The sequence below is a fragment of the Bacillus sp. 5RYD7K genome (assembly GCF_059831465.1).
In genome coordinates this window covers 3,292,607-3,318,304 of record NZ_CP191200.1, presented here as the reverse complement: position 1 = coordinate 3,318,304, position 25,698 = coordinate 3,292,607, and the positions used below count along the sequence as shown (strand labels likewise).

The 25,698-nt window shown below is 46.1% G+C and carries 23 protein-coding genes; 21 read left to right on the top strand and 2 right to left on the bottom strand.

What is annotated here, in order from left to right; translation table 11 throughout:
- The first annotated feature begins 153 nt into the window (after positions 1-153).
- Positions 154-933 carry a patatin family protein gene (locus ACQE26_RS16235; protein WP_014304961.1) on the top strand — a complete coding sequence of 260 codons (780 nt, stop codon included), beginning with the start codon at positions 154-156 and terminating at the stop codon, positions 931-933.
- A 5-nt stretch (positions 934-938) separates the two neighbouring features.
- On the top strand, positions 939-1,961 hold the full coding sequence (locus ACQE26_RS16230; protein ID WP_500470064.1) for a SepM family pheromone-processing serine protease: 1,023 nt from the start codon (positions 939-941) through the stop codon (positions 1,959-1,961).
- An 18-nt stretch (positions 1,962-1,979) separates the two neighbouring features.
- Here ACQE26_RS16230 and ACQE26_RS16225 read toward each other — a convergent pair whose 3' ends face one another.
- The gene (locus tag ACQE26_RS16225; RefSeq protein WP_500470063.1) at positions 1,980-3,227 is read right to left on the bottom strand and encodes a nucleotidyltransferase; all 1,248 of its coding nucleotides are present in this window, start codon (positions 3,225-3,227) and stop codon (positions 1,980-1,982) included.
- Between the two features lie 208 nt (positions 3,228-3,435).
- Between ACQE26_RS16225 and ACQE26_RS16220 the strand changes: the two genes are divergently transcribed.
- From ACQE26_RS16220 to gerR, 3 genes are all read left to right on the top strand, one after another.
- Complete coding sequence (locus ACQE26_RS16220; protein WP_500470062.1) at positions 3,436-3,954, top strand: YceD family protein; 519 nt, start codon at positions 3,436-3,438, stop codon at positions 3,952-3,954.
- A 21-nt stretch (positions 3,955-3,975) separates the two neighbouring features.
- Positions 3,976-4,155, top strand: a complete 180-nt coding sequence (gene rpmF, locus ACQE26_RS16215) for a 50S ribosomal protein L32 (RefSeq protein WP_003154457.1) — start codon at positions 3,976-3,978, stop codon at positions 4,153-4,155.
- 156 nt (positions 4,156-4,311) lie between these two features.
- On the top strand, positions 4,312-4,887 hold the full coding sequence (gene gerR, locus ACQE26_RS16210; RefSeq protein ID WP_500470061.1) for a sporulation-specific transcriptional regulator GerR: 576 nt from the start codon (positions 4,312-4,314) through the stop codon (positions 4,885-4,887).
- A 40-nt stretch (positions 4,888-4,927) separates the two neighbouring features.
- On the opposite strand, the gene ACQE26_RS16205 is transcribed toward gerR, so the two are convergent.
- On the bottom strand, positions 4,928-5,410 hold the full coding sequence (locus ACQE26_RS16205) for an N-acetyltransferase (protein ID WP_060962853.1): 483 nt from the start codon (positions 5,408-5,410) through the stop codon (positions 4,928-4,930).
- A gap of 163 nt (positions 5,411-5,573) precedes the next feature.
- Between ACQE26_RS16205 and ACQE26_RS16200 the strand changes: the two genes are divergently transcribed.
- From ACQE26_RS16200 to ftsZ, 16 genes are all read left to right on the top strand, one after another.
- On the top strand, positions 5,574-6,455 hold the full coding sequence (locus ACQE26_RS16200) for a 2-dehydropantoate 2-reductase (protein ID WP_500470060.1): 882 nt from the start codon (positions 5,574-5,576) through the stop codon (positions 6,453-6,455).
- Between the two features lie 86 nt (positions 6,456-6,541).
- The gene (bshC, locus tag ACQE26_RS16195) at positions 6,542-8,161 is read left to right on the top strand and encodes a bacillithiol biosynthesis cysteine-adding enzyme BshC (RefSeq protein ID WP_438421873.1); all 1,620 of its coding nucleotides are present in this window, start codon (positions 6,542-6,544) and stop codon (positions 8,159-8,161) included.
- A gap of 125 nt (positions 8,162-8,286) precedes the next feature.
- The gene (mraZ, locus tag ACQE26_RS16190; protein WP_013352164.1) at positions 8,287-8,718 is read left to right on the top strand and encodes a division/cell wall cluster transcriptional repressor MraZ; all 432 of its coding nucleotides are present in this window, start codon (positions 8,287-8,289) and stop codon (positions 8,716-8,718) included.
- Positions 8,719-8,784: 66 nt separating this feature from the next.
- Positions 8,785-9,720 carry a 16S rRNA (cytosine(1402)-N(4))-methyltransferase RsmH gene (rsmH, locus tag ACQE26_RS16185; RefSeq protein WP_500470059.1) on the top strand — a complete coding sequence of 312 codons (936 nt, stop codon included), beginning with the start codon at positions 8,785-8,787 and terminating at the stop codon, positions 9,718-9,720.
- Between the two features lie 38 nt (positions 9,721-9,758).
- The gene (gene ftsL / locus ACQE26_RS16180; protein WP_016936212.1) at positions 9,759-10,112 is read left to right on the top strand and encodes a cell division protein FtsL; all 354 of its coding nucleotides are present in this window, start codon (positions 9,759-9,761) and stop codon (positions 10,110-10,112) included.
- 6 nt (positions 10,113-10,118) lie between these two features.
- Positions 10,119-12,263: a penicillin-binding protein 2B gene (gene pbpB, locus ACQE26_RS16175; RefSeq protein ID WP_500470058.1), complete on the top strand. Its 2,145-nt coding sequence runs from the start codon at positions 10,119-10,121 to the stop codon at positions 12,261-12,263.
- A gap of 112 nt (positions 12,264-12,375) precedes the next feature.
- The gene (locus ACQE26_RS16170; protein ID WP_003154438.1) at positions 12,376-14,295 is read left to right on the top strand and encodes a stage V sporulation protein D; all 1,920 of its coding nucleotides are present in this window, start codon (positions 12,376-12,378) and stop codon (positions 14,293-14,295) included.
- A gap of 195 nt (positions 14,296-14,490) precedes the next feature.
- A complete protein-coding gene (locus ACQE26_RS16165; RefSeq protein ID WP_016936209.1) occupies positions 14,491-15,963 on the top strand; it encodes a UDP-N-acetylmuramoyl-L-alanyl-D-glutamate--2,6-diaminopimelate ligase in 1,473 nt (490 codons plus the stop codon).
- A 106-nt stretch (positions 15,964-16,069) separates the two neighbouring features.
- Positions 16,070-17,044, top strand: coding sequence for a phospho-N-acetylmuramoyl-pentapeptide-transferase (mraY, locus tag ACQE26_RS16160; protein WP_007409707.1), 975 nt, complete (start codon positions 16,070-16,072; stop codon positions 17,042-17,044).
- Positions 17,045-18,400 carry a UDP-N-acetylmuramoyl-L-alanine--D-glutamate ligase gene (gene murD / locus ACQE26_RS16155; RefSeq protein ID WP_500470057.1) on the top strand — a complete coding sequence of 452 codons (1,356 nt, stop codon included), beginning with the start codon at positions 17,045-17,047 and terminating at the stop codon, positions 18,398-18,400.
- A 58-nt stretch (positions 18,401-18,458) separates the two neighbouring features.
- A complete protein-coding gene (gene spoVE, locus ACQE26_RS16150) occupies positions 18,459-19,559 on the top strand; it encodes a stage V sporulation protein E (RefSeq protein ID WP_500470056.1) in 1,101 nt (366 codons plus the stop codon).
- Between the two features lie 116 nt (positions 19,560-19,675).
- Positions 19,676-20,767, top strand: a complete 1,092-nt coding sequence (murG, locus tag ACQE26_RS16145) for an undecaprenyldiphospho-muramoylpentapeptide beta-N-acetylglucosaminyltransferase (RefSeq protein ID WP_500470055.1) — start codon at positions 19,676-19,678, stop codon at positions 20,765-20,767.
- 25 nt (positions 20,768-20,792) lie between these two features.
- Entirely contained in the window at positions 20,793-21,704 is a 912-nt protein-coding gene (murB, locus tag ACQE26_RS16140) for a UDP-N-acetylmuramate dehydrogenase (RefSeq protein ID WP_047475120.1), read from the top strand.
- A gap of 129 nt (positions 21,705-21,833) precedes the next feature.
- Positions 21,834-22,625 (top strand): cell division protein FtsQ/DivIB, encoded by a 792-nt coding sequence (locus ACQE26_RS16135; protein ID WP_045926081.1) that lies wholly within the window; start codon positions 21,834-21,836, stop codon positions 22,623-22,625.
- A gap of 546 nt (positions 22,626-23,171) precedes the next feature.
- The gene (ftsA, locus tag ACQE26_RS16130; protein ID WP_003154425.1) at positions 23,172-24,485 is read left to right on the top strand and encodes a cell division protein FtsA; all 1,314 of its coding nucleotides are present in this window, start codon (positions 23,172-23,174) and stop codon (positions 24,483-24,485) included.
- Positions 24,486-24,520: 35 nt separating this feature from the next.
- A complete protein-coding gene (ftsZ, locus tag ACQE26_RS16125; RefSeq protein WP_060962844.1) occupies positions 24,521-25,669 on the top strand; it encodes a cell division protein FtsZ in 1,149 nt (382 codons plus the stop codon).
- The last annotated feature ends 29 nt before the right edge of the window (positions 25,670-25,698 follow it).

Sequence of the window (25,698 nt, the reverse complement as noted above, 5' to 3'; positions counted from 1 at the left end):
CACACTGACATTTATATCATGATAAAATATAGAACAGACCTTAAGGACGGCCGGGCAAGTACCTATTTGTCATCCTGTACTAATATACGAGCATAGGGGTTCAATTTAGACCATAGAATTCATGTATAGGATGTCTATAGGGGGTTCGTCGCGTTGGCCAAACCTACAATCGGGTTAGCGTTAGGTTCGGGAGGGGCAAGAGGCATTGCCCACCTCGGAGTGTTATCCAGTTTACATAAGCATCAGATTCCAATTGATATGATTGCCGGCAGCAGCATGGGAGCGTTAGTCGGAAGCTTTTATGCGGCCGGGCATGACGTGGCCACGATGAAAAAAGTTGCCAAAGCATTTAAGCGGCGGCTGTATGCAGATTATACGATGCCGCGTCTCGGATTTTTAAAAGGGGACCGCATCAGGCAGCTCGTACATGCGTATACGTACGGCAAGCCGATAGAAGAACTGCGGATCCCGCTCGGCATTGTGGCATGCGACCTCCAGACCGGAGAAAAACTCGTTTTTACAAAAGGCTCTGTATCCGAAGCCGTCCGCGCGAGCATCAGCATACCGGGCGTTTTCGTTCCGCAAAAAATGAACGGGCGCATGTTGGTGGACGGCGCGGTAGTCGACAGAATCCCGGTTTCTGCGGTAAAGGATATGGGCGCTGATATCGTCATCGCCTCCGACGTATCGCGGGTGAAAAAAACGGAAAAAGCGGCACATATTTTTGATGTAATCATGCAAAGTATGGATATACTGCAAAATGAATTGGTCCGTCACCAGACCATTGCCGCAGACGTCATGATCCGCCCTTCTCTTGAATCATTCAGTTCAAGCTCTTTTGCCAACATTGATCATATGATCACAGCAGGCGAAGAAGCCGCAGACCGAATGATCGGCCGGATTAAACAAGAAATAGAGAACTGGGAGGGCTAACTCATATGAAAGCAAAACATTTTCGCTGGGTGTTTATCATCCTGATCTTATTAATCGCTGTTACATTTATTAAGCTTCCGTATTACATCACACAGCCGGGAGAAGCATCAGAGCTGAGACCGCTGATTAAGGTGGACGGAGGCTATCCTGAAAAAGGAAGCCTTTCCTTGATGACTGTCAAAGTAGGCCCAGCCAATCCGTATACATATCTTTGGGCGAAAGTGCATCCTTACGATGAAATCGTCCCGGATGAAAGCATAAAAGAAGAGGGCGAAACAGATTCAGACTATATGAAGCGCCAGCTGCAGATGATGAAAAGCTCTCAAGAAAACGCGGTCATTGCCGCTTATCAAAAAGCCGGAAAACAGGTAAAATACTCATTTAACGGCATTTACGCCAACTCAGTCGTCTCCGGCATGCCGGCAAAAGGAAAAATAGAAGTCGGTGATAAAATCATCAGCGCGGACGGGAAAAAATACGAATCCGCTGAAAAGCTGATTGATTATATCAGCAGCAAAAAAGCGGGGGAAAAAGTCACATTTCACATTGAACGGGACACGAAAGAAAAGACCGTTGACATTGGACTGAAATCATTCCCGGACGACCCGAAAAGAGCGGGAATCGGTGTCGCGTTATATACGGACCGGAACGTGAAAGTGAAGCCCGATCTTCATTTCAGCATTGAAAACATCGGCGGGCCTTCTGCGGGTCTCATGATGTCTTTAGAAATTTACAACCAGCTGACAAAACCTGACGAAACAAAAGGCTATAATATAGCTGGAACGGGAACAATCGACGTTGACGGCAAAGTCGGGCCGATTGGCGGAATCGATCAGAAAGTCGTCGCCGCAGACAAAGCGGGGAAAGATATTTTCTTTGCGCCGAACCAAAACGGTGCTGAAAACTCTGATTATAAAAATGCGGTAAAAACGGCAAAAGCTATCAAGTCCGATATGAAGATCGTTCCGGTCGACACCATGCAGGACGCACTTGATTATTTGGATAAGCTGAAAGTAAAAAGCACCTGATACAGTCAGGTGCTTTTTTTACGCATTCAAAAAATGTTTTTCGTCTTCATCATAGCGGATCGGCGCTTGTGAAAATTCCTGTTTCTCAAACCATGTGCGTTCAGGTTCTTTTATCGGCAGGCTGTAAACCCGTCCCGCCGATATGTCCAGATCCAGAGCGGGATGGGAGAAAGAGGAGAGCTTGCTGACGAGCGGCGCGGTAAGCTCTTTTTTCTTTGCCGACAGGTATGCCTGTCCTTTTTTCGTCATTCCGAGAAGACGGATATAAGGTGCGCTTGCAGGCTTTAAAAGCCGGTGCATGTCTTCTTTTTTCGTCCGTGTCAGAATGTGCGTATTCATCCGCTGCAGCCTCGTCCACGTGTATCGTTTTGTTTTCAATAGTTCCATCATTTCCTGGTAGGAGCGGGCTTGTCTGATGGTGCGCAGAATTCTGTGCTCAAGGCCTTCTTCCACTTCATAGATTCGGCTTAATTCTTCAGCGGACAGAGTGCTGAGGCTGTATTTTACATATGAAAAATAGTCTTCTGTGCTGTGCCATAATCCGTATGAGCGTCTGTATGCGTCCAGCTCGCGCACAGACGCTTCAGGGAGAAAGCTCTTTACGGCCGCCGTTCCTTTTTCGATCAGCGCTTTTCTGATGCTTGTGGCGCTGGCTATCCGGCTGTCATCCCCGGGAAGCTCGGCGTCATGATACCCGGAAGCGATCCTGGCTGTCGTATAAGGTTTCATGGCGGAACCGGAGGCGTGTATCGCTTTGACGTAGTGAAAACCGAGAATATTGTTCGGCTTAGACAAATCAAGCATGTCCTGTCCTTTGAATATGTGTGAAAAAGCTTTTGAGGCGGCGGCCGGATAGCTGAGCCCCTTTTTTAGCTCCTCTTTCAGAATCTGGATGCAGTCAGATTCCTTTCGGCTGAACGCTTCAGCGGCTTCAATAAAGGGGTCAATCCGTCCGTTTTCACTGCCGAAAAATAAGCTGCTGCATCCTAATTGGTGAAGAAGCGAAACACTGCCGCGCGCGAATAATTCCGCTTTTTGTACGGCATACATATAAGGGAGCTCAATGACGATATCCACGCCGTTTTCCAGCGCCATTTTTGTCCGGGCCCACTTTGAGACGGCGGCCGGTTCCCCGCGCTGCAAAAAAGGGCCGCTCATCACCGCCGCCGCGACGCTGCTGTCCGTCTTGATTTTTGCTTGTTCCGCATGATAGCGGTGTCCGTTATGAAAGGGATTATATTCAACAACGAGGCCGACTGCTTTCATATTTGTTCCGCCTTTCTTGCTATGTTTTGCTTCGTATGGTACATTTGCAAATGAAGTGCATATTTTCGTCCGTTTCGTTTAGTGTATGATTAGCCTATCCGGCTGTCAACGATTGCATGACGGCGGCATTATGCTGTAAAGAAAAAATATTGACAAAAACATTCTGAAAAGCTATAATCATGTTTGTTGCTTTCCTGAGGTGATACAAATGAAATGGACGATTTATCAGCTTCATCAAATGGCGAAAAAGAGCTTTGAATTTGATGAAATAGTTGAGTTGAATGAGCTGACAAAATTGAATTCTGACATCCGCCGCATTTCTCCCGTCCGGGTGAAGGGCCGCGCGGAGATTGAATCCAAGCAGGTTTCGTTTGACTTTACGATTTCAGGCGAAATGGTTTTGCCGTGCTCAAGAACTTTAGTTGATGTGCCGTATCCATTTACAATCGCGACAAAAGAACTGTTTAGATTTCATAAGACGGATGATATAGAAGATGAGGACGTTCATATTGCTGAAGACGATACCGTCGACTTGACTCCGATCGTAAAAGAAGAGATTCTTTTAGAAATTCCTATGCAAATCTTTTGTGAAACTGAACAAAAAGAAGGGGCCGCTCCCCAAGTGGGAAAGGATTGGCAAGTGATTTCTGAGGAAGAGAAGAAAAATCAGATCGACCCCAGACTTGCGGATCTGAAAAAGCTCTTAACACAAGATGATGAATCTTAACTCTTTAAGGAGGTGGGAATAATGGCTGTACCTTTTAGAAGAACTTCTAAAATGAAAAAAAGATTGCGCCGTACACATTTCAAACTAAATGTACCTGGTATGACAGAATGCCCGTCATGCGGAGAGATGAAATTGTCTCACCGTGTATGTAAAGCATGCGGATCATACAACGGCAAAGACATAAATGTAAAAAGCAATTAATGTATGAAGAAAAGCGCGGGAATTTCGGTTCCTGCGCTTTTCTTTTTTTCTCCCTCCGGCTTGCTGCCGCCGAAAAAATTGTGAGCGCCAATAGTCTATCTAATCTATCAGCGGCATATGTATGAGGTAAATGAGCAAATATGGAGGGAGATACGATTGACGATTACGAGACAAGATGCGTGGACGCAAGATGAAGATTTGCTGCTGGCCGAAGTGGTGCTCAGGCACATACGGGAAGGCGGGACGCAGCTTTCCGCTTTTGAAGAAGTCGGCAGAGCGCTGACGAGAACGGCTGCCGCCTGCGGGTTCAGGTGGAATTCTTATGTCAGGAAACAATATCAGTCAGGGATAGAACTGGCGAAAAAACAGCGGAAGGAATTAAGAAAGCAAATCGGGGTGCATTCCGCCAATCTGCCGGGAACCGTCAAGCAGCCCCCGATCCGCAGAGCGGAAGGAGAAAAAGAGCTGTCCATTGATGATGTGATTTTGTTTCTGCAGCAATTTAAAGAGTCGCCAGCCGCAGCGGATGTGCGTCATGAAAAAGAAAAACTCACAGAACAGCTGACCGCGCTGCAAAAGGAAGTCGAGGAACTGCGTGAGGAAAACGAAAGCTTGAGAAACAAGCTGGAGATGACAGAAGAAGATTACAAAGCGTTAATTGATATTATGGACAGGGCGAGAAGGATGGTCAATTTGAAAGATGATGAAAGAAAATCGGCGCAGAGTCTGTAAAATCAACCGGCCTGAGGGCATTGTCCCGGCCGGTTTTTTATTATGCCGTTTCCCCGGCTGTCATTTCACCATCCATATCAGGATGCCAGATGTAAGGGTTTTCTCCTTTGTCGCGCGCCATATCATATTTAACGGGCTCGAAATTCATCTTATCCCAGAATTCTGCTGATTTCATGCGTGAATTCGTCCTGATCGGCATTCTGAAGGATTTTGCAAAATCGACAAGCGCTTTGCCGTATCCGTTGTTTTGATAGCCGGGAAGAACCTCCAGCTTCCATAGTTCCAAAAAGTCCTGACGCTGATCAAAATACGGATTCGCACTGCCGCTTACCTGATATAAACTCATTCTCGCCACTAGTTTATCCCCGAAGTAAATCCCGTAAAAAGGCGAGGTGCTGTCATTTTCAATGATATTATCCTGCAGATCTTCAAGCATGGACAGCTCCTGCATCCCGTATTCTTTAAACCTTTTAAATTCTTCGAGTGTCTTAAAGTTGATGAGCAGGCGCTCTATTTTCAACACAAACTCCCCCTTTGTTGTGTTCTACTTATTATTGTAAACGCTTTAATTGAAAATTCCAACTATAATATGTTCGTCTGTCATTTTGTTCAAAACGAAATTGAAGTAATTTGCGGCGGCTTCTGCTATGATAATATGGAAAAAAGCAGATATAGGGTGTGACAGTGTGAAAATCGGAATTATCGGCGGCGGAGCGGTGGGCCTTTTATGTGCTTACTACTTATCGTCCCGCCATCAGGTAACGGTCATCACGAGGCGGACGGAGCAGGCTGATGCGATTAACTCAGGCGGTATACGCCTGGTGAAAGACGGAAAAGAATTTACGGCGTCATGCAGAGCGCAAACAGGCATCACTTCCGGATTCGATCTCTTAATCGCAGCTGTTAAACAGCACCAGCTCAGCGCTGTTTTGCCGGATCTTGAGACAATAAAAGGGACGAATGTGCTGTTTTTGCAAAACGGCATGGGACACATACACGACATCAAAGATTGGCATACAGATCATTCGCTTTATGCCGGCACGGTTGAGCACGGGGCAAAAAGGATATCAGATCATGCCGTTGAACATACTGGGACCGGAGCCGTAAGATGGAGTGTATTCCGCGCATCCCGTCCGGAAACGCTCAAAACCATCTTATCCGGCATGCACCGGGATTTTCCCGTATATGATGAAAACGACTGGTATCAGCTGTTAACGGGAAAATTGATCATAAATGTATGCATCAACCCGTTAACTGCATTGCTGCGCGTGAAAAACGGAGAGCTGTTAACAAATGCCGCTTACAAAACATATATGAGAAACGTGTTTGAAGAAGCGGAGACAATACTTGGCCTCGCGGATAGAGAGGAAGCGTGGAACAGGGTTTGCGAAGTTTGCAGCCTGACGGAAAAAAATCATTCTTCCATGCTTGTCGATATCTTGGAGGGAAGACGGACGGAGGCCGATGCGATTATCGGCTACCTTGTGAAAGAAGCGGAGAGCCGGGGATTGCCGGCCGTTCATCTCCCGTTTTTATACCGCAGCATAAAAGCGTTAGAAAGAAACTGAAACAAAGTCTTTTGAGGTTTTCCGGTAACATGCTATACTCATTTCGGAAACCTAACTATTTATTGGAGAAAGGAAGTTCCAGACAGATGCAGCTAACTGAACTTTCCATCAAAAGTCAAAATACGTTTGTGCAGCACTATATAGATGGAGAAAACATGTCTTCATTTTTTGATTATGATATTCATTCTGAGGATGTATGGCAAAAGCGGCTTCAAGACCTGTCTTCAAGGCCGTTTGCCAGAGAGGAATTAGCCGATTACCTATCCTCGTATCACGAAAAATTTAACTCCGCCGCCATGCAGGCCTCCATCAAAAAACTGAGAGATCCAAAAAGCGCAGCAGTTGTAGGCGGACAGCAGGCCGGTCTTTTAACAGGACCCCTTTACACCATACATAAGATTATCTCCATTATCGTACTTGCCAGACAGCAGGAAGAGGCGCTCCGGATTCCTGTCGTTCCGATTTTCTGGGTGGCGGGTGAAGATCACGATCTGGAAGAAATCAATTATGTGCATACGTCAACAGAGAAAAAAGGCCCGGTGAAACAGAAGCTGCCGCAGTCTTACTGGAAAAAAACATCGGCAGCCAATACCTCTCTTGATCAGGAAAAATGTGCGGCGTGGATTGATGAGGTGTTCGCTTCTTTTGAGGAAACGGATCACACAAATGCACTCCTTCAAAATGTGAAGCGATGTTTACGCTCATCAGAGACATTTACGGACTTTTTTGAACTGTTAATCGCCGGCTTGTTTCAAGAAGAAGGACTTATTCTGATGAATTCCGGAGATCCCGGAATTAAAAAGCTGGAAACGGGAATGTTTCAGCAGATTTTAAAGCACAATAATGAACTTGCCGAAGCAGTGTCAAATCAGCAGCGTCTTATGCGGGAAGCCGGTTATCACCCGATTATTGAATCGGACAAAGAACAGGCCAACTTATTTTACGAGTATGAGGGAGAGCGCTTCTTAATTGAAAAAGAAAATGGCGTTTTTGTCATTAAAGAGCTTGACCTCGAGTGGACGGACGACGAGCTTCATACCCATATGGAAGAAAAACCGGAATGTTTCAGCAATAACGTTGTGACAAGGCCGCTGATGCAGGAGTTTCTCATCCCGACTCTTGCGTTTATCGCAGGGCCGGGGGAAGTCAATTATTGGGGCGAGCTGAAGCAGGCTTTCTCATTAATGGGCTTTTCTATGACTCCGGTAGTGCCGAGGTTAAACATTACGATTCTTGAGCGCCATATTGAAAAGAAGCTTTCAGAACGGAATATCCCGCTTCAAGAAGCGATCGAACACGGCACCGGGCATCTGAAGGAGACTTATTTTAACGAGCAGATTCCTGAAGAATTTTCTTCTGTGATGGAACAGGCGAAGTCACAGATTGAAGCTGCCCATAAAAAAGCAAGGGACGAAGCGCTTAAAGTCGATTCAAGCCTTGAGCCGCTCTTACAGAAGAATGCCGCCTTCATTCAAGATCAGCTCTTGTTTCTAGAACGGACGGTAACAAAAAGAATTGAAGAAAAAGAAGGTTTTGTGCTTCGTGACTATGAAAGAATCCAAAACAGCATCAGACCGCTCGGCGCTCCGCAGGAACGGATCTGGAATGTAATGTATTATTTGAACCGTTACGGTCCAAAATTCTTCACAACCTTCAAACATCTGCCATTTTCTTTTCAAAACCAACATCAGATTGTCAAACTTTGAAATAAAGTTTTAAAGAACCCTGAATAGTTCAGGGTTTTTTTTTATGTTTAAACAGTGTAAAATGAGGTTGTGGAGAGAAGTGGCGGATAGTGGTGAGTTTAGGGGAGAAAGTGGGGGTCCTTATCATGTTTATGGGTGAATACCAGCATACAATTGATGCAAAGGGCCGCATGATCGTACCCGCAAAATTCAGAGAAGGCCTCGGTGAGCAGTTTGTGCTGACAAGAGGACTTGACCAATGTCTTTTCGGCTACCCGATGAATGAATGGAAGCTGATCGAAGAAAAGCTGAAGGCGCTGCCGCTCACCAAAAAAGACGCCCGCGCATTTACCCGTTTCTTTTTTTCCGGTGCGACCGAATGCGAACTGGACAAGCAGGGAAGGGTTAATATTGCGTCATCTCTTCTGAATTACGCAAAACTGGAAAAAGAATGTGTTGTCATCGGGGTTTCCAATCGAATTGAATTGTGGAGTAAGGTAATCTGGGAACAATACACAGAAGAGCAAGAAGATTCATTCGCTGAAATTGCTGAAAACATGATTGGATTTGATATATAATGGATCTTCGTGCATCACAGCAACTGACAATTCAATTCATTCCTGATAAAGGTGGGACCGACACAAATGTTTCAGCATAAGACAGTACTTCTACGTGAAACCGTCGACGGTTTAAATATCAAACCGGACGGAACCTATGTGGACTGCACCCTGGGAGGCGCCGGGCACAGTACATATTTATTGCAGCAATTATCGGAAAAAGGGCGTTTAATCGCCTTTGACCAAGATGACACGGCGCTTGAAAACGCAAAGCAAACATTGTCTGAGTACAAAGGACAGCTCATTTTGGTGAAAAGCAACTTTCGTTATTTAAAAGAATGTTTACACGAACACGGCATTACGAGTGTCGACGGAATTTTATTTGATTTAGGAGTATCCTCACCGCAGCTTGATACACCGGAACGGGGATTCAGCTATCATCATGACGCACCGCTGGACATGAGGATGGACCAGTCGGCCGCCCTTACGGCGAAAGAGGTCGTAAATGAATGGCGGTATGAGGATCTTGTGCGGATTTTCTTTAAATACGGAGAAGAAAAATTCAGCAAGCAAATCGCCAGAAAAATTGAAGAGGCAAGAGAGAAATCGCCTATTCAAACAACCGGCCAACTGGTCGATCTAATAAAGGACGCGATACCGGCTCCGGCGAGAAGAAGCGGCGGTCATCCGGCCAAACGCGTATTTCAGGCCATTCGAATCGCCGTAAACGATGAGCTTCAAGTATTTGAAGAGGCTCTCTTGCAGGCGATAGAGATGCTGAAGCCGGGCGGAAGGGTATCTGTGATCACTTTTCACTCACTGGAAGACAGAATGTGCAAGACGACATTCAAGGAAAAATCATCACTTCCCGAACTGCCTCCGGGTCTTCCTGTGATACCGGAAGAATTTGAACCGGAATTAAAACTGATTACGAGAAAACCCATTACGGCATCAAAAGAGGAGATTGAAGAAAATAACCGCGCCCGCTCAGCGAAGCTCCGCATTGCGGAGAAACGAAAATAACGGGCAGCAAATGACAACATAAAGGAGGTCATCAGCCTATGAGCAACTTAGCTTACCAGCAGGAAAAACAACAACGGCCAGTGATAAGTCCCGAAAAAAAGGTGATTGTCAAAAAAAGGGCTTCCATTACACTCGGGGAAAAGGTGCTGCTCGTCCTGTTTGCCATTGCCGTTCTCTCCACTTCAATGTTTATCGTATCAAAGGCATACGCGGCGTACCAATCCAATATTGAGGTGCAAAAACTGGAGGAGAAAGTATCAGAGAAGAATAAGCAAATCGGTGATCTCCAAAAAACGGCGGGTGACTTAAGCCAGCCGCAGCGATTGATGGATATCGCCAAAAAGCACGGTTTGAACCTGAAAGATAAAAAAGTGAAAAACATACAGGAATGATAACCCATGCCTAAAAAAAATAAGTTTATGAACAGAGGAGCAGCGATACTGAGTATTTGTTTCGCTCTCTTTTTCTTTGTCATTCTCGGGAGAATGGCGTACATTCAATTAACCGGTAAAGCTAACGGGGTGGAACTTGCAACAAAAGCGACCGAGCAGCACGAAAAAAAGCGGACGATAGAAGCGAGCCGCGGCTCCATTCTTGACCGGAACGGCAAAGTGCTCGCTGAGGACACGGCGACTTATAAGCTCATTGCCGTGCTTGATAAAAAGATGACGACCGACAAGAAGCACCCTCAGCATGTCAAAGACAAAGAGAAGACAGCGGAAAAGCTGGCGTCCGTTATTGACCTGGACAAAAGCGAGATTCTGGACATCTTAAACAGGAATGGCGCGAAGCAGGTGGAATTCGGTTCAGCCGGCCGCGATATCTCTTATGCGAAAAAGCAAAAGATCGAAAAAATGAATCTTCCGGGTATTTCTTTCTTAAGAGATACGAAGCGCTACTATCCGAATGGCGTGTTTTTATCAAATGTTCTCGGCTATGCTGATGTAAATGAAAAAACAAACCAGATACAAGGATCTTTAGGGCTGGAAAAAATACTGAACAGCTATCTGACGGAACGCGACGGATCTGTCACGTATGAAAGTGATAAATCCGGCTGGAAACTTCCGAACAGCAAAGAAAAAATCACCGCACCTAAAAACGGTGACAATGTATATTTAACCATTGATCAGAAAATTCAAACCTTTTTAGAAGACAGCATGACGAAAGTGGCGGAAAAATATAAACCGAAAAAAATCATGGCGGCTGTCGTAGAACCGAAAACAGGCAAAGTGCTTGCGATGGGGCAGCGTCCGAGTTTTGACCCGAATCTCAGAAACGTCACCAATTATTACAACGACTTAGTGTCGTACGCGTATGAACCGGGATCGACGATGAAGATCTTTACGCTTGCCGCGGCGATTCAGGAAAACGCGTTCTCTGCAAACGAGAAATATAAATCCGGAACATATAAAGTAGGCGGAAAACCAGTTAAAGATTGGAACGATGGAGCCGGATGGGGCATGACAAGCTTCCATGACGGCCTCATGAGGTCGTCAAATGTTGCTTTCGCCAAGCTGGCAAATGAAAAACTCGGGTTTGACCGGTTTAATGAGTACCTGCACAAATTCGGGCTCTATCAAAAAACAGGGATTGATCTGCCCGGTGAAGTATCAAGTAAAATTAACTTCAAATATGATTTTGATAAAGCGTCTACGGCTTACGGCCAAGCATCGGCGATAACGCCGATTCAGCAGCTTCAGGCAGTCACGGCGATTGCCAATAACGGCAAAATGATGAAGCCTTACGTCATTGACCATATCGTCGACCCTGATACGAAAAAAGTCGTCAAGCAGACAAAGCCCGAACAAGCAGGCACGCCGATTTCGGCTGATACGGCCAAACAAGTCCGGAATCTGCTCGGAGAAGTTGTGACGTCAGACATCGGAACGGGAAAACCTTATAAAATTGAAGGTTTTGATGTTGCGGGGAAAACGGGAACCGCGCAAATCGCGGGGACGGGCGGATATTTAAAAGGAACGAGCAACTATGTGTTTTCATTCATGGGCATGGCGCCGAAAAATGATCCTAAGCTCGTCATCTATGTAGCCGTGCAGCAGCCGCAATTAAAAGCGGGCCAAAGCAGCTCCGATCCTGTCGCGGAAATCTTTAACCCGACGATGAAAAACAGTTTGCATTATTTGAACATCGAGCCGACGGAAAAGTCAGATTCCGGCCAGGAAGAAACGAAAAGCCAAAAGATGCCTGATCTGACAGACAAGACGGTTACGAATGCTGAGAAGGAAGCGAAAAATGAACATCTCACACCGATTGTCATCGGCAGTGATGTTGCCGTAAAAGAGCAGTATCCGAAAGCCGGAGAAGATGTGATCACCAATCAGAAAATCTTCTTAAAAACAGACGGAAAGATGACGATGCCGGATATGTCCGGATGGTCGAGACGGGAAGTGCTTCAATTCAGCAAGGTATCAGGCATTCACATTGATGTGAGCGGCGAAGGTTACGCTGCCAGCCAAAGTGTCAAAAAAGGCAAAGAACTGAAGGGAAATACCGTGATCAAGGTGAAATTTAAAAATCCTGATTAACGGGACAGAGAAGTCCGCGGATGCCCGCGGGCTTCTTTTTTATGCGCGCCGTTCTATGTGTCCAAGCTGAGGCATAAAATGAAACAAGCCTAAATAAGGAGTGGACGGTCCCTTGCGCGTTTCAAATGTAACGGTTCGAAAACGTTTATTACTGGTTTTGCTTTTTGGCGTGATCATTTTTTTGATCATTGACAGCAGATTAGGCTATGTCCAATTTGTAATGGGGGAAAAGCTGACTTCGCTGGCGAAGGATTCCTGGAGCCGGAATTTGCCGTTTGAGCCTGAGCGGGGAGAGATCCTTGACCGGAACGGCGTGAAGCTGGCTACTAATAAAAGCGCGCCGACCGTCTTTGTCGTACCGCGCCAGATTCAAAATCCCATAAAAACGGGCAAGCTTCTCGCGTCAGTTTTAAATATGTCAGAAGAGAAGGTCTACAAACACATTACAAAGAAAACATCCATAGAAAAAATCTCACCCGAGGGCCGGAAAATTTCAAATAAAAAAGCGAAAGAAATCAAAGCGCTCGATTTAAAAGGAGTTTATGTAGCTGAAGACAGCATCCGTCATTATCCGTACGGAAGCTTTTTGTCCCATGTTCTCGGTTTTGCCGGTATTGATAACCAGGGCCTTCTCGGACTGGAGGCTTATTATGATGATGACTTAAAAGGTGTAAAGGGCTCCGTGAAATTTTATACGGATGCCAAGGGGAAGAAAATGCCTGATGAAGCGGATGATTACACCCCTCCGAAAGACGGACTTGATATGAAATTGACGATTGACGCCAAGGTTCAGACGATTATAGAACGAGAGCTCGACAATGCAGCAGCGAAATACAACCCGGACGGAATGATTGCGGTCGCAATGAATCCGAAAAACGGAGAAGTGCTGGGCATGTCAAGCCGTCCTGATTTTGATCCGGCTGACTATCAATCAGTGGATCCGTCCGTTTACAACCGGAATCTGCCGGTATGGAGCACGTATGAACCGGGTTCGACCTTTAAGATTATTACGCTTGCGGCGGCGCTCCAAGAGCAAAAAGTAAACTTGCAAAGAGATCATTTTTATGACAAAGGATTTGCCGAGGTGGACGGCGCCCGCCTCAGATGCTGGAAAAAGGGCGGCCACGGTTCGCAGTCTTACCTTGAAGTCGTTCAAAATTCCTGCAACCCTGGGTTTGTACAGCTTGGGGAACGGCTCGGAAAACAAAAGCTGTTTCAATATATTAAGGACTTCGGATTTGGAAAGAAAACAGGCATCGATCTGCAGGGGGAAGGAACGGGAATCTTATTTCCGCTTGACAGAGTCGGCCCGGTCGAACAGGCGACAACTGCTTTCGGACAAGGGGTTTCCGTCACGCCGATTCAGCAGGTGGCAGCCGTATCCGCAGCAATAAACGGCGGAACGCTTTATACTCCGTTTATCGCCAAAGAGTGGGTTGATCCCGTCACGAAAAAAACCGTTAAGAAACAATCGCCGATTGCGAAAAGACAAGTTATTTCCCAGGAAACGTCAAAGCAGATCAGATACGCTTTAGAAAGCGTCGTCGCGCAGGGAACGGGGCGGAATGCCTTTGTAGAAGGATATCGCGTCGGGGGGAAAACTGGAACGGCTCAAAAGGTCAAAGACGGCAAATATCTCGAAAACAACCATATCGTCTCCTTTATCGGTTTTGCGCCGGCTGATGACCCGAGCCTTGTCGTATATGTCGCGGTTGATAATCCGAAAGGCACGATTCAATTCGGTGGAACCGTCGCCGCGCCGATTGTCGGAAATATGATGAGAGACAGTCTGCCGGAGCTCGGCGTTAAACCGCGAAAAAATCAAATCGAGAAAAAATATCAATGGAACGACACAAAAACAATAGAGGTTCCGAATGTTGTAGGGATGTCTGTCTCTGATCTTGAGTCGCTGCTTGTCAATTTGAATATAGACTCCTCAGGAAAAGGAAGCAAAATTGTGAAGCAATCACCTGCAGCCGGAACGAAAGTAAAAGAAGGCTCAAAGATCCGTGTTTACTTGAGTGAAGAATGAGTCTTTTTGAGGCAGCCGATTGTTTTCGGCTGCCTTTTATCATAAAGATAAAAAAAGAAGATAACTTTTAAGATTAACTGGATGTATCCTTTTATTTACGCTAAAATATGAACTGTATGTTTAAAAGCCATTCTGACTTTTACAAACAATTATCATGATAAAAGAATGAATAGAATTTCTGAGAGGTTTGATACAATGAAACTTACAAAGCTGCTTACATATTTAATGGCCGAACCTGTTCAAAATGACTTTCATGACCCTGATATAACTTCAATTGAGATGGACTCCAGGGAAGTGAGAAAAGGGAGTCTTTTTGTGTGTATAAAAGGGTATACGGTGGACGGACATGATTTCGCCCAAAAAGCCGCAGAAAACGGCGCAGCGGCCATCGTCGCCGAGAAAGAGCTTGACGTCGATATTCCTGTCATTATCGTCCGCCGGTCACAGCGGGCGCTCAGCGTTCTTTCTGATGCGTTTTACGGGCAGCCGACAAAGAAACTTCAGCTTATCGGCATCACCGGCACAAACGGCAAGACATCAACGACGCATATGGTGGATGAGATTTTTAAAAAAGCGGGAAGACAGACCGGTTTAATCGGAACGATGTACATTAAAATCGGTGATGAGACATTCCCGGTCAAAAATACAACACCCGAAAGCGTCACACTGCAAAAAACGTTCAAGAAAATGAATGACGAGCATGTTGATACAGCCATTATGGAAGTGTCTTCTCACGCTCTGTCACTCGGCAGGGTTCACGGCTGCGATTATGATATCGCCGTGTTCACGAATCTGACGCAGGACCATTTAGACTATCACAAGACGATGGAAGACTACAGACAGGCTAAAAGCCTCCTGTTTTCCCAGTTGGGCGGCTCTTTCAACCATGAAAAGCCGAAGCGGGCCGTTTTAAACGCAGATGACAAAGCCAGCGCTTATTTTGAAAGAGTGACGGCGGCGCACATCCTTACATACGGAATCGAAAATGATGCCGATGTCATGGCGAAACAAATTGAGATCTCTGCGCAAGGCACAAGCTTTGAACTCGTTACGCCAAAAGGAACAAAGCAGATCACGGTTTCACTCGTCGGCCGGTTCAACGTGTATAACGTACTGGCTGCAGCGGCGACAGCGATCGCAGCGGGTCTCCCGTTCGATACGATCACAAGCGCACTTGAAGAGCTGCAAGGTGTCAGAGGCCGGTTTGAACTGGTGAATCACAATCAGCCGTTCCCTGTCGTCGTCGATTACGCGCACACGCCTGACAGTCTGGAAAACGTCCTGAATACATGCAAAGACATGACAGAGGGCAAGCTTTTCGTCGTCGTCGGCTGCGGCGGTGACCGGGACAAAACAAAACGCCCGAAAATGGCGGAAATTGCGGTGCGGATCGCTGACGAACCGATCTTTACCTCAGATAACCCGAGAAGCGAGGACCCGCTGGCCATATTAAGAGATATGGAAAGAGGAGTAGAAGGAACTTACTATCACAGTATCGCCAACCGCGAGCAGGCCATCTTTTTTGCCATTGCCAACGCGAAAAAGGGTGATGTGGTCCTGATTGCCGGAAAAGGGCATGAAACCTATCAGCAGATCGGCAATGAAACATTCGACTTTGATGACGCCGAAGTAGCGGGAAGAGCTATTGTTGAGCTGAATAAAAAGTAAAACAGGAAAGAGTGTTGAATGAGGGAAATGAAAAGAATTACGGGGAAACAATGTGAATATGATAAATACGTATGTCGTTTGAACGAAACGGGAGGAGAAAAGAGCAATGCTTGAGCAAGTGATTTTATTTACAATAATAATGGGATTTTTAATCAGTGTTCTGATATCTCCGATTCTTATCCCGTTTTTAAGACGCTTAAAATTCGGCCAGAGCATCAGGGAAGAAGGGCCGAAATCACATATGAAAAAATCAGGGACGCCGACGATGGGCGGGGTCATGATTATCGTATCCATCGCCATTACGGCGATTGTCATGACGCAGAAATTTTCGCATTTGAGCGCGGAAATGTTTCTTCTGCTGTTTGTCACGATCGGATACGGCCTGCTCGGCTTTTTGGATGATTATATTAAAGTGGTGATGAAACGGAATCTCGGATTAACGTCGAAGCAGAAATTGATCGGCCAGATCATTATCGCCATTGTATTCTACGGAGTATATCATTACTGCCATTTTTCAACCGGCATCAGGGTGCCGGGAACACATCTGTCAATCGATCTCGGCTGGGGATACTTTATCCTCGTTCTCTTTATGCTTGTCGGAGGTTCAAACGCCGTCAACCTGACAGACGGTCTGGACGGTCTCTTGTCCGGTACTGCTGCTATCGCATTCGGCGCTTTCGCGATCCTTGCGTGGAACCAGTCACAATATGACGTTGCGATTTTCTCGGTTGCCGTTGTCGGCGCCGTTCTCGGTTTTCTTGTATTCAACGCCCATCCCGCCAAAGTATTTATGGGGGATACCGGTTCGCTTGCGCTCGGAGGAGCGATCGTGACCGTTGCCATTCTGACGAAGCTTGAAATTCTGCTCGTCATTATCGGCGGAGTTTTTGTTATTGAGACCTTATCTGTTATCTTACAAGTCATCAGCTTTAAAACGACAGGAAAACGAATCTTTAAAATGAGTCCGCTTCACCACCATTACGAATTGGTCGGATGGTCTGAATGGAGAGTTGTCGTCACATTCTGGACTGCGGGACTGCTGCTTGCCGTTTTAGGAATTTACATCGAGGTGTGGTTATAAGTGGAAAACGAACTTTTTTTGCAAAAACAAAACTTTCTGGTCCTCGGACTGGCGAAAAGCGGATATGCGGCTGCGTCAATTCTTCATGAAAAAGGCATTAACGTCGTCGTAAATGATCAAAAAGCCTTTGAAGAAAACGAACCTGCCCAAAGGCTTTCAGAAAGAGGAATTGAGGTTATATGCGGTGAACATCCGACATCACTTTTTGATCAGCATGATATTACCATTCTGATCAAAAATCCCGGAATCCCATATGAAAATATCATGGTGGAGGAAGCGCAAAGAAGAGGCATCCCGGTCTGGACGGAAATCGAGCTTGCGTATTATATCACCAATGCAAAATTCATCGGCATTACAGGCTCGAACGGGAAAACAACAACGACGACCCTGGTCTACGAAATGCTGAAGGCTGACTCGATAAAGGCGCTGATCGCGGGGAATATCGGCACTGTCGCCAGTGAAGTGGCTTATCATGCTGACGGTGATGAATGGATCGTCACGGAGCTTTCTTCGTTCCAGCTGATGGGGACTCATGCGTTCAGACCTGAAATCGGCCTGATTTTAAATGTATTTGACGCTCATTTGGATTATCACCACAGCCGTGAAAATTACGAAAAAGCCAAGCAGAAGGTGTATCTGCATCAGCTTGAGAGCGATACGGCCATCGTGAACCAAAGCGATGAAACAGTCGTGCGGCTTGCCGAAGGCGGAAAAGCCGGCACCGTTCCGTTTTCAGTTCATCAGGAACTGTCCAGCGGCGCATTCATTAAAGACGGAATGCTGATGTTCGGCGATGAAGCGATTCTGCCTGTTGATGACATCGTACTGCCGGGCGCGCACAATTTAGAAAATATTCTAGCCGCTGTAGCCGCGGCAAAAACGGCGGGCGCATCCAATAATGCTATTCAGAAGGTACTGACAAGCTTTACCGGTGTTAAACACCGTCTGCAGTATGTGACTGCGATTCAGAATCGTAAATTTTATAATGACAGCAAAGCGACGAATATTTTGGCCACAAGCAAAGCGCTTTCCGCGTTCAACGCTCCGGTTATACTGCTTGCAGGCGGACTTGACCGCGGCAACGGCTTTGACGATCTGAAACCGTATATGGACAATGTCAAAGCGGTCCTTACGTTCGGCCAGACGGCGCCGAAGATAGAAGAACTGGGCAATGAGCTGGGAATACAACATGTCAAACGTGTCGATAATGTTGAACAAGCAGTATCTGCGGCGTTTGCGCTCTCAAATGAAGGAGACGTCATCCTCTTGTCACCTGCGTGTGCAAGCTGGGATCAGTTCAAAACATTTGAAGAACGCGGTGACATGTTTATAGATGCCGTGCATATGCTTAAGTAAGGGCTTGTCTCTGTTCATCGGCAGCCCTAAATGACTTATGCTTGGGGTGTCGATTGCTTTGACTACTAAAAAAACAGCGCCTGATTTGTTATTAGTTATCATTACGTTATTGCTTTTAACAATAGGATTAATTATGGTTTACAGTGCAAGTGCGGTTTGGGCGGATTATAAATTTGACGACTCGTTTTTCTTTGCGAAACGGCAGCTGCTGTTTGCGGGAATCGGCGTCATTGCCATGTTTTTCATTATGAATGTGGATTATTGGACATGGCGGACATGGTCGAAGCTGCTTCTGATCATTTGTTTTTTCCTGCTTGTGCTTGTACTGATTCCGGGAGTCGGAATGGTGCGGAACGGTTCAAGAAGCTGGATCGGAGTGGGCGCGTTCAGCATTCAGCCTTCGGAGTTTATGAAACTCGCGATGATTGCGTTTCTGGCTAAATTTCTTTCTGAAAAACAGAAGAACATTACGTCATTCAGACGCGGATTCGTTCCCGCGCTCGGAATCGTGTTTTCTGCATTTATTATTATCATGTGCCAGCCCGACCTTGGAACGGGGACGGTGATGGTGGGCACGTGCATCGTGATGATATTTGTTTCCGGTGCGCGAATCGCTCATTTCGCGTTTCTCGGACTCATCGGTTTAAGCGGATTTGCGGCGCTTGTTCTGTCCGCTCCTTATCGGATTAAACGGATCACCTCCTACTTAAACCCGTGGGAGGATCCGCTTGGAAGCGGATTTCAGATCATTCAGTCGCTCTATGCCGTAGGTCCGGGCGGTCTGTTCGGAATGGGGCTCGGCCAAAGCCGACAAAAGTTTTTTTACCTGCCGGAGCCGCAAACCGATTTCATTTTTGCTATTTTATCTGAGGAACTCGGCTTTATCGGCGGTACGCTCATATTGCTGCTGTTCAGTATTTTATTATGGCGGGGCGTCAGGATTGCCCTCGGCGCTCCGGATTTATACGGAAGCTTTGTCGCCATCGGCATTATTTCTATGATTGCTATTCAAGTCATGATTAATATCGGCGTTGTGACGGGGCTGATCCCGGTAACAGGAATTACGCTGCCGTTTTTAAGCTACGGAGGGTCATCACTGACGCTGATGCTCGCAGCGGTCGGCGTGCTTTTAAATGTCAGCCGGTACTCGAGGTATTGATCTGTATCTTGCCTCATCACTCATGATATATTCGTCATTTATAAAAAAACAGACAACATCAATAACCCTGTCCTAAAAAACAGGGTTATCGCTGTGTGATTAAGGGGGACATACGAATGCGTATTGCAGTAAGCGGAGGCGGAACCGGAGGACATATTTATCCGGCTTTGGCCTTTATTAAAGAAGTTCAGCGCAGGCATCCTGATGTGGAATTTTTATATATCGGAACAGAGAACGGTCTTGAGAAAAAAATTGTTGAACGGGAAAATATTCCGTTTCGCGCCATTGAAATTACAGGTTTCAAACGAAAACTTTCTTTTGAAAATGTAAAAACCGTCATGCGTTTCTTAAAAGGCGTGAAGAAAAGCAAATCGTATTTAAAAGAATTTAAACCAGATGCTGTTATCGGCACAGGCGGCTATGTATGCGGTCCGGTTGTATACGCGGCGGCAAAAATGGGAATTCCGACGATCATTCATGAGCAAAACAGCCTTCCGGGCATCACGAATAAGTTTCTCTCGAAATATGTTAATAAGGTGGCGATTTGCTTTGAAGAGGCAAAATCGCATTTTCCTGCTGAAAAAGTTGTTTTTACGGGAAACCCGAGAGCCTCTGAAGTCGTCTCAATTAAGACAGGCCGCTCGTTAACTGAATTCGGGCTCAAAGAAGATCAAAAAACGGTGCTCATTTTCGGCGGAAGCAGAGGTGCGGCTCCTATTAACCGTGCCGTTATTGATATGCAGGAAGAATTGAAAACGAGACCTTACCAAGTGCTTTATATTACCGGGGAAGTGCATTATGAGAAGGTATCGGCTGAGCTGAAAGGCGGAAAAGCCGCTGATAATATGGTGACAAAACCGTTTTTGCACCAAATGCCGGAGTACTTAAAATCAATTGATGTCATTGTGGCCAGAGCCGGGGCGACAACGATTGCGGAAATCACCGCACTCGGCATTCCGAGCGTGCTCATTCCGAGCCCGTACGTGACAGCCAATCACCAGGAAGTCAATGCGAAGGCGCTCAGCCAGCATGACGCTGCAATCGTACTGAAGGAAACCGAGCTCAGCGGAGAAAAACTGATCGCTGCGCTGGACAAAATCGTAATGAATGACGAAACGTTAAAAGACATGAGTGAGCGGACAAAATCACTCGGTGTTCCCGATGCGGCAGCCAGACTGTACAGTATCATGGAAGACATTAAAAAATAGAGCAAATGGAATGCGGAGGTTTACGATGGAGAACGTAATTCAGGAATTAAGAGACCGCGAAGTCGGCAAAGTGCTGGAACAAGAACCGCTCGCGAATCATACAACGATGAAAATCGGCGGTCCGGCGGACATTTTAATCATCCCCAACCGTGTGGAAGCGGTCAAAGATATTATGGATATTGTGAAGAAACATGACCTGCCATGGACGGTTATCGGCCGCGGTTCAAATCTGCTCGTGCTTGATGAAGGCATAAGAGGAGTTGTTATTAAGCTGGGAGCGGGTCTCGATCATTTGGAGATTGACGGTGATCAGGTGACAGTCGGAGGCGGTTATTCAGTCGTCCGTCTTGCGACTTCGATGAGTAAAAAAGGAATGTCCGGACTCGAGTTTGCAGCAGGCATTCCGGGATCAATCGGCGGAGCAGTCTATATGAATGCGGGGGCGCACGGATCTGATATGAGTGAGATTCTCGTGAAAGCCCGTATCTTATTTGAAGACGGCACGATCGAATGGCTGACGAACGAAGAGATGGACTTCAGCTACAGAACATCTGTATTGCAGAAAAAACGTCCCGGCGTGTGTCTCGAGGCAGTTCTAAAGCTTGAGCAAAAGGAACGGGAAGCCATCACGGCGCAAATGCAGCAAAACAAAGATTACAGAAAAAATACTCAGCCGTACTCAAGCCCCTGCGCCGGAAGCATATTCAGAAATCCGCTGCCGGATCATGCTGGAAACCTCGTTGAAAAAGCGGGATTAAAAGGATATCAGATCGGCGGAGCGAAAGTGTCCGAAATGCACGGGAATTTTATCGTCAATGCCGGCGGGGCGACTGCCAAGGACGTCCTTGACCTGATTGAGTATGTGAAAAAGACCATCCGTGAGCAGTATGATGTTGACATGCATACAGAAGTTGAAATCATCGGCGGGAATCGCTAAAAGGTTCTCTGATTTCCGTGAGCTCATGTGATATACTTTTAACAAATGTCAAACGGCATCACAGCATGCCGTTTGTTTTTCAATCAGACGAATGTCAAGCTGTTTCATTCTTAGCGAGGTGGACAGGCAGTGAACCCGAATCATGAAAGAGAAAAAATCGTAAATATTGAAGAACGGATTCCGAAAATCAAAGAGCAGCGGAAACAAAAAGCAAACCGCCGGCTGATTTCATTCATTGTGCTCTTTTTTATGATGGTTTTAATCATCGTGTATTTGCAGATGCCGATCAGCAAAGTCTCTTCTGTCACCGTTTCCGGAAACGAAAACGTGTCTGTAAAAGAGATCAGCGCGCTTTCTGATATACATAACGGACAGACCGAGTTCTGGAGTCTGAACAAGAAAAAAACAGAAGAAAAGATTGAGCAGAATAAGCTGGTGAAAAAGGCGGAGCTTTCAAAAGCATTTCCTAACAAAGTCAGAATTCACATTGAAGAATATAAGACCATCGCGTATCTGCAACGGAATGATGTGTATTATGAAGTGCTGGAGAACGGCACCGTGCTGCCGAACGAAGTCACGCCCGATGACGCGGGTCCGATTTTGGTAGACTGGACAAACGCGAAAAAGCGGGTCAAAATGGCGGAGCAGCTTGATAAGCTTTCAGGTTCGTTAAAGCAGTCGATTTCTGAAATCTACTACACGCCGGTAAAAATGGATCAGGATCGGATTAAGCTGTATATGAACGACGGATATGTGGTGACCGCTTCAATTAAAACGTTTGCCGCCCGGATGAAGACCTATCCTTCTATCGTTTCTCAGCTGGACGGCGGAAAAAAGGGAATTATCCACTTAGAAGTCGCTACATATTTTGAAGAATTTAAAAAAGGTAAATCCGGCAAGAAAAAAGAAACTGATCAATAGTCCTAAAGAACTAATTTTATGGTGATTCAAAAGGGACTGTTACAATCAGCATGGCAGCCGATATAACCGATAGCGGAATCATTATGACTATGTTTGTTTTTTGCCGGGGATCCGGCTGCCGGACAAGCGGAAAATTCTTAATGCAATGGGCGTGTCATCTGCAGTGATCATTGCATTTGGAGTTTTCCTCCTGTTTCTTCTTTTTTCGGATGTTTCTGGCAATATCTATCGCTTTTCTGAAGGTTCATCTTAGTGTAGACTAATGGAAAGCGGGTATATTTGCATCTGGATTGCACAGGATGACCCGTGACAAGAAATCTTACGGTAAGGTGGGCCGTCTCCAAAAAAAATAAAAAAAATGCGATATAAAAGAGGATATACATAGAATATAACGAATAGTTTCATTAAACATAAATTGTGAGAAATCAGATGAAAATTTGTTGATGCTGTTGTTTTTGTTACACACTTGTAAAGCCACATCCATTGTATTGTTGTTCCGCAAATAATAGAATAGAATTTGATCGAAATGTGAGGAGGTGCCATAGAATGAACAACAATGAACTTTACGTCAGTCTTGACATCGGTACGTCCAATACAAAAGTGATCGTCGGAGAAATGACAGATGATTCCCTTAACATTATCGGAGTGGGAAATGTACCGTCTGAAGGGTTGAAAAAAGGCTCAATCGTTGATATAGATGAAACCGTTCATTCTATAAGAAAAGCGTTTGACCAAGCTGAAAGAATGGTAGGTTTTCCGCTGAAAAAAGCCATTGTCGGCGTTAATGGAAATTATATTCATATTCAAGATACGAACGGCGTTGTCGCTGTTTCCAGTGAAAACAAAGAAATTCACGTTGAAGACGTCCGCCGGGTAATGGAAGCGGCACAGGTCGTGTCAGTTCCGCACGAGCAGCTGATCGTTGACGTCGTTCCGAAACAGTTTATCGTTGACGGAAGAGACGAAATTACCGATCCGAAAAAAATGCTCGGCGTGCGCCTGGAAGTAGAAGGCACGCTGATTACCGGCTCCAAAACGATCTTACATAATTTACTTCGCTGTGTGGAGAGAGCGGGCGTCGAAATTACAGATATCTGCCTGCAGCCGCTTGCGGCCGGTTCAGCGGCTTTGTCAAAAGACGAAAAAAACCTCGGAGTCGCCATGATTGATATCGGCGGCGGCTCGACGACGGTGGCGGTATTTGAACAGGGGCACCTGAAGGAGACAGCCGTCATTCCGCTCGGAGGCGAAAACATCACGAAAGATGTATCGATCGGATTGCGCACTTCCACCGAAGAGGCTGAAAGAGTAAAAAAACAATTCGGACATGCATTCTACGATGAGGCTTCAGAAGATGAAGTATTTGAAGTCACCGTCATAGGAACGAATCAAAAGCAATCTTTTACACAGCAGGAAATTGCCAATATTATTGAAGCAAGAGTGGAAGAGATTCTTGAGATTGCCGCAGCCGAAATTGAGCATATGGGAATTACAGATCTGCCCGGCGGCTTTGTGCTGACCGGCGGACAGGCCGCAATGCCCGGAGTGCTTTCATTGGCACAGGAAGTGCTGAGGCACAATGTTAGGGTCGCAAGCCCGAATTATATCGGTGTAAGAGACCCTCAATATATGACGGGTGTCGGCTTGATACAATTTGCCTGCCGAAATGCCAGAATTCAGGGAAGAAAAATAGGCTTTCATATGCCGGAAGAAGCCGTGCAGGAAATCGCGGTCTCTCACGAAGAAGAACATCATCAGCGGCCTGAGGCGCAGCAGCGTCCAAAAGCAAAACAAAAAACACAAGCCGAACACAACAAACCGAGCAAAATGAAAAAACTATTAAGCATGTTTTGGGAATAGATTGATAGTCATTCGGCAGATTAGGAGGATTTAGCATGTTGGATTTCGAAACAAACATAGACGGCTTAGCATCAATTAAAGTAATCGGAGTAGGAGGCGGCGGTAATAACGCGGTCAACCGAATGATTGAAAACGAAGTACAGGGTGTAGAGTACATCGCGGTAAATACGGACGCGCAAGCTCTTAACCTGTCAAAAGCAGAAGTGAAAATGCAGATCGGAGAAAAGCTGACCCGCGGTCTCGGAGCGGGAGCAAATCCGGAAGTCGGCAAAAAAGCCGCTGAAGAAAGTAAAGAACAAATCGAAGAAGCGTTAAAAGGCGCTGACATGGTGTTCGTTACAGCCGGAATGGGAGGCGGTACCGGAACGGGAGCCGCACCGGTTATTGCGCAAATCGCAAAAGACTTAGGCGCCTTGACTGTCGGAGTCGTAACAAGACCGTTTACATTTGAAGGACGAAAACGTCAGCTGCAGGCTGCAGGCGGTATCACGGCGATGAAAGAAGCCGTTGACACACTGATCGTTATTCCGAATGACCGGATTTTAGAAATTGTCGATAAAAACACACCGATGCTTGAAGCATTCCGTGAAGCTGATAACGTGCTTCGCCAAGGGGTGCAAGGTATCTCAGACCTCATCGCGACGCCCGGTTTAATCAACTTGGATTTTGCCGATGTTAAAACCATCATGTCCAACAAAGGTTCAGCATTGATGGGTATCGGGATCGCAACAGGAGAAAGCCGTGCTGCCGAAGCCGCTAAAAAGGCCATCTCCAGCCCGCTCCTTGAAGCGGCAATCGACGGAGCGCAAGGTGTTTTAATGAACATTACGGGAGGTACAAATCTGAGCCTCTACGAAGTGCAGGAAGCAGCCGATATCGTCGCTTCTGCGTCTGATCCTGATGTGAATATGATTTTCGGTTCAGTTATCAATGAAAATCTGAAAGATGAAATCGTCGTTACCGTCATCGCGACCGGTTTTATCGAACAGGAGAAAGATGACTCAAAACCGCAGCGTCCGAATTTAAACCAAGGCTTGAAGTCTCAAAGCCAGCCTGCTGCGAAACGTGAGCCGAAACGAGAAGAAACACAGCATCAAAACACGGTAAACCGCCATACTTCACAGCCGGCGGATGATGCCCTTGATATTCCTACATTTTTAAGAAACCGCAACAAACGCGGCTGATGCAAAAAGGACAAAACCACATGGTTTTG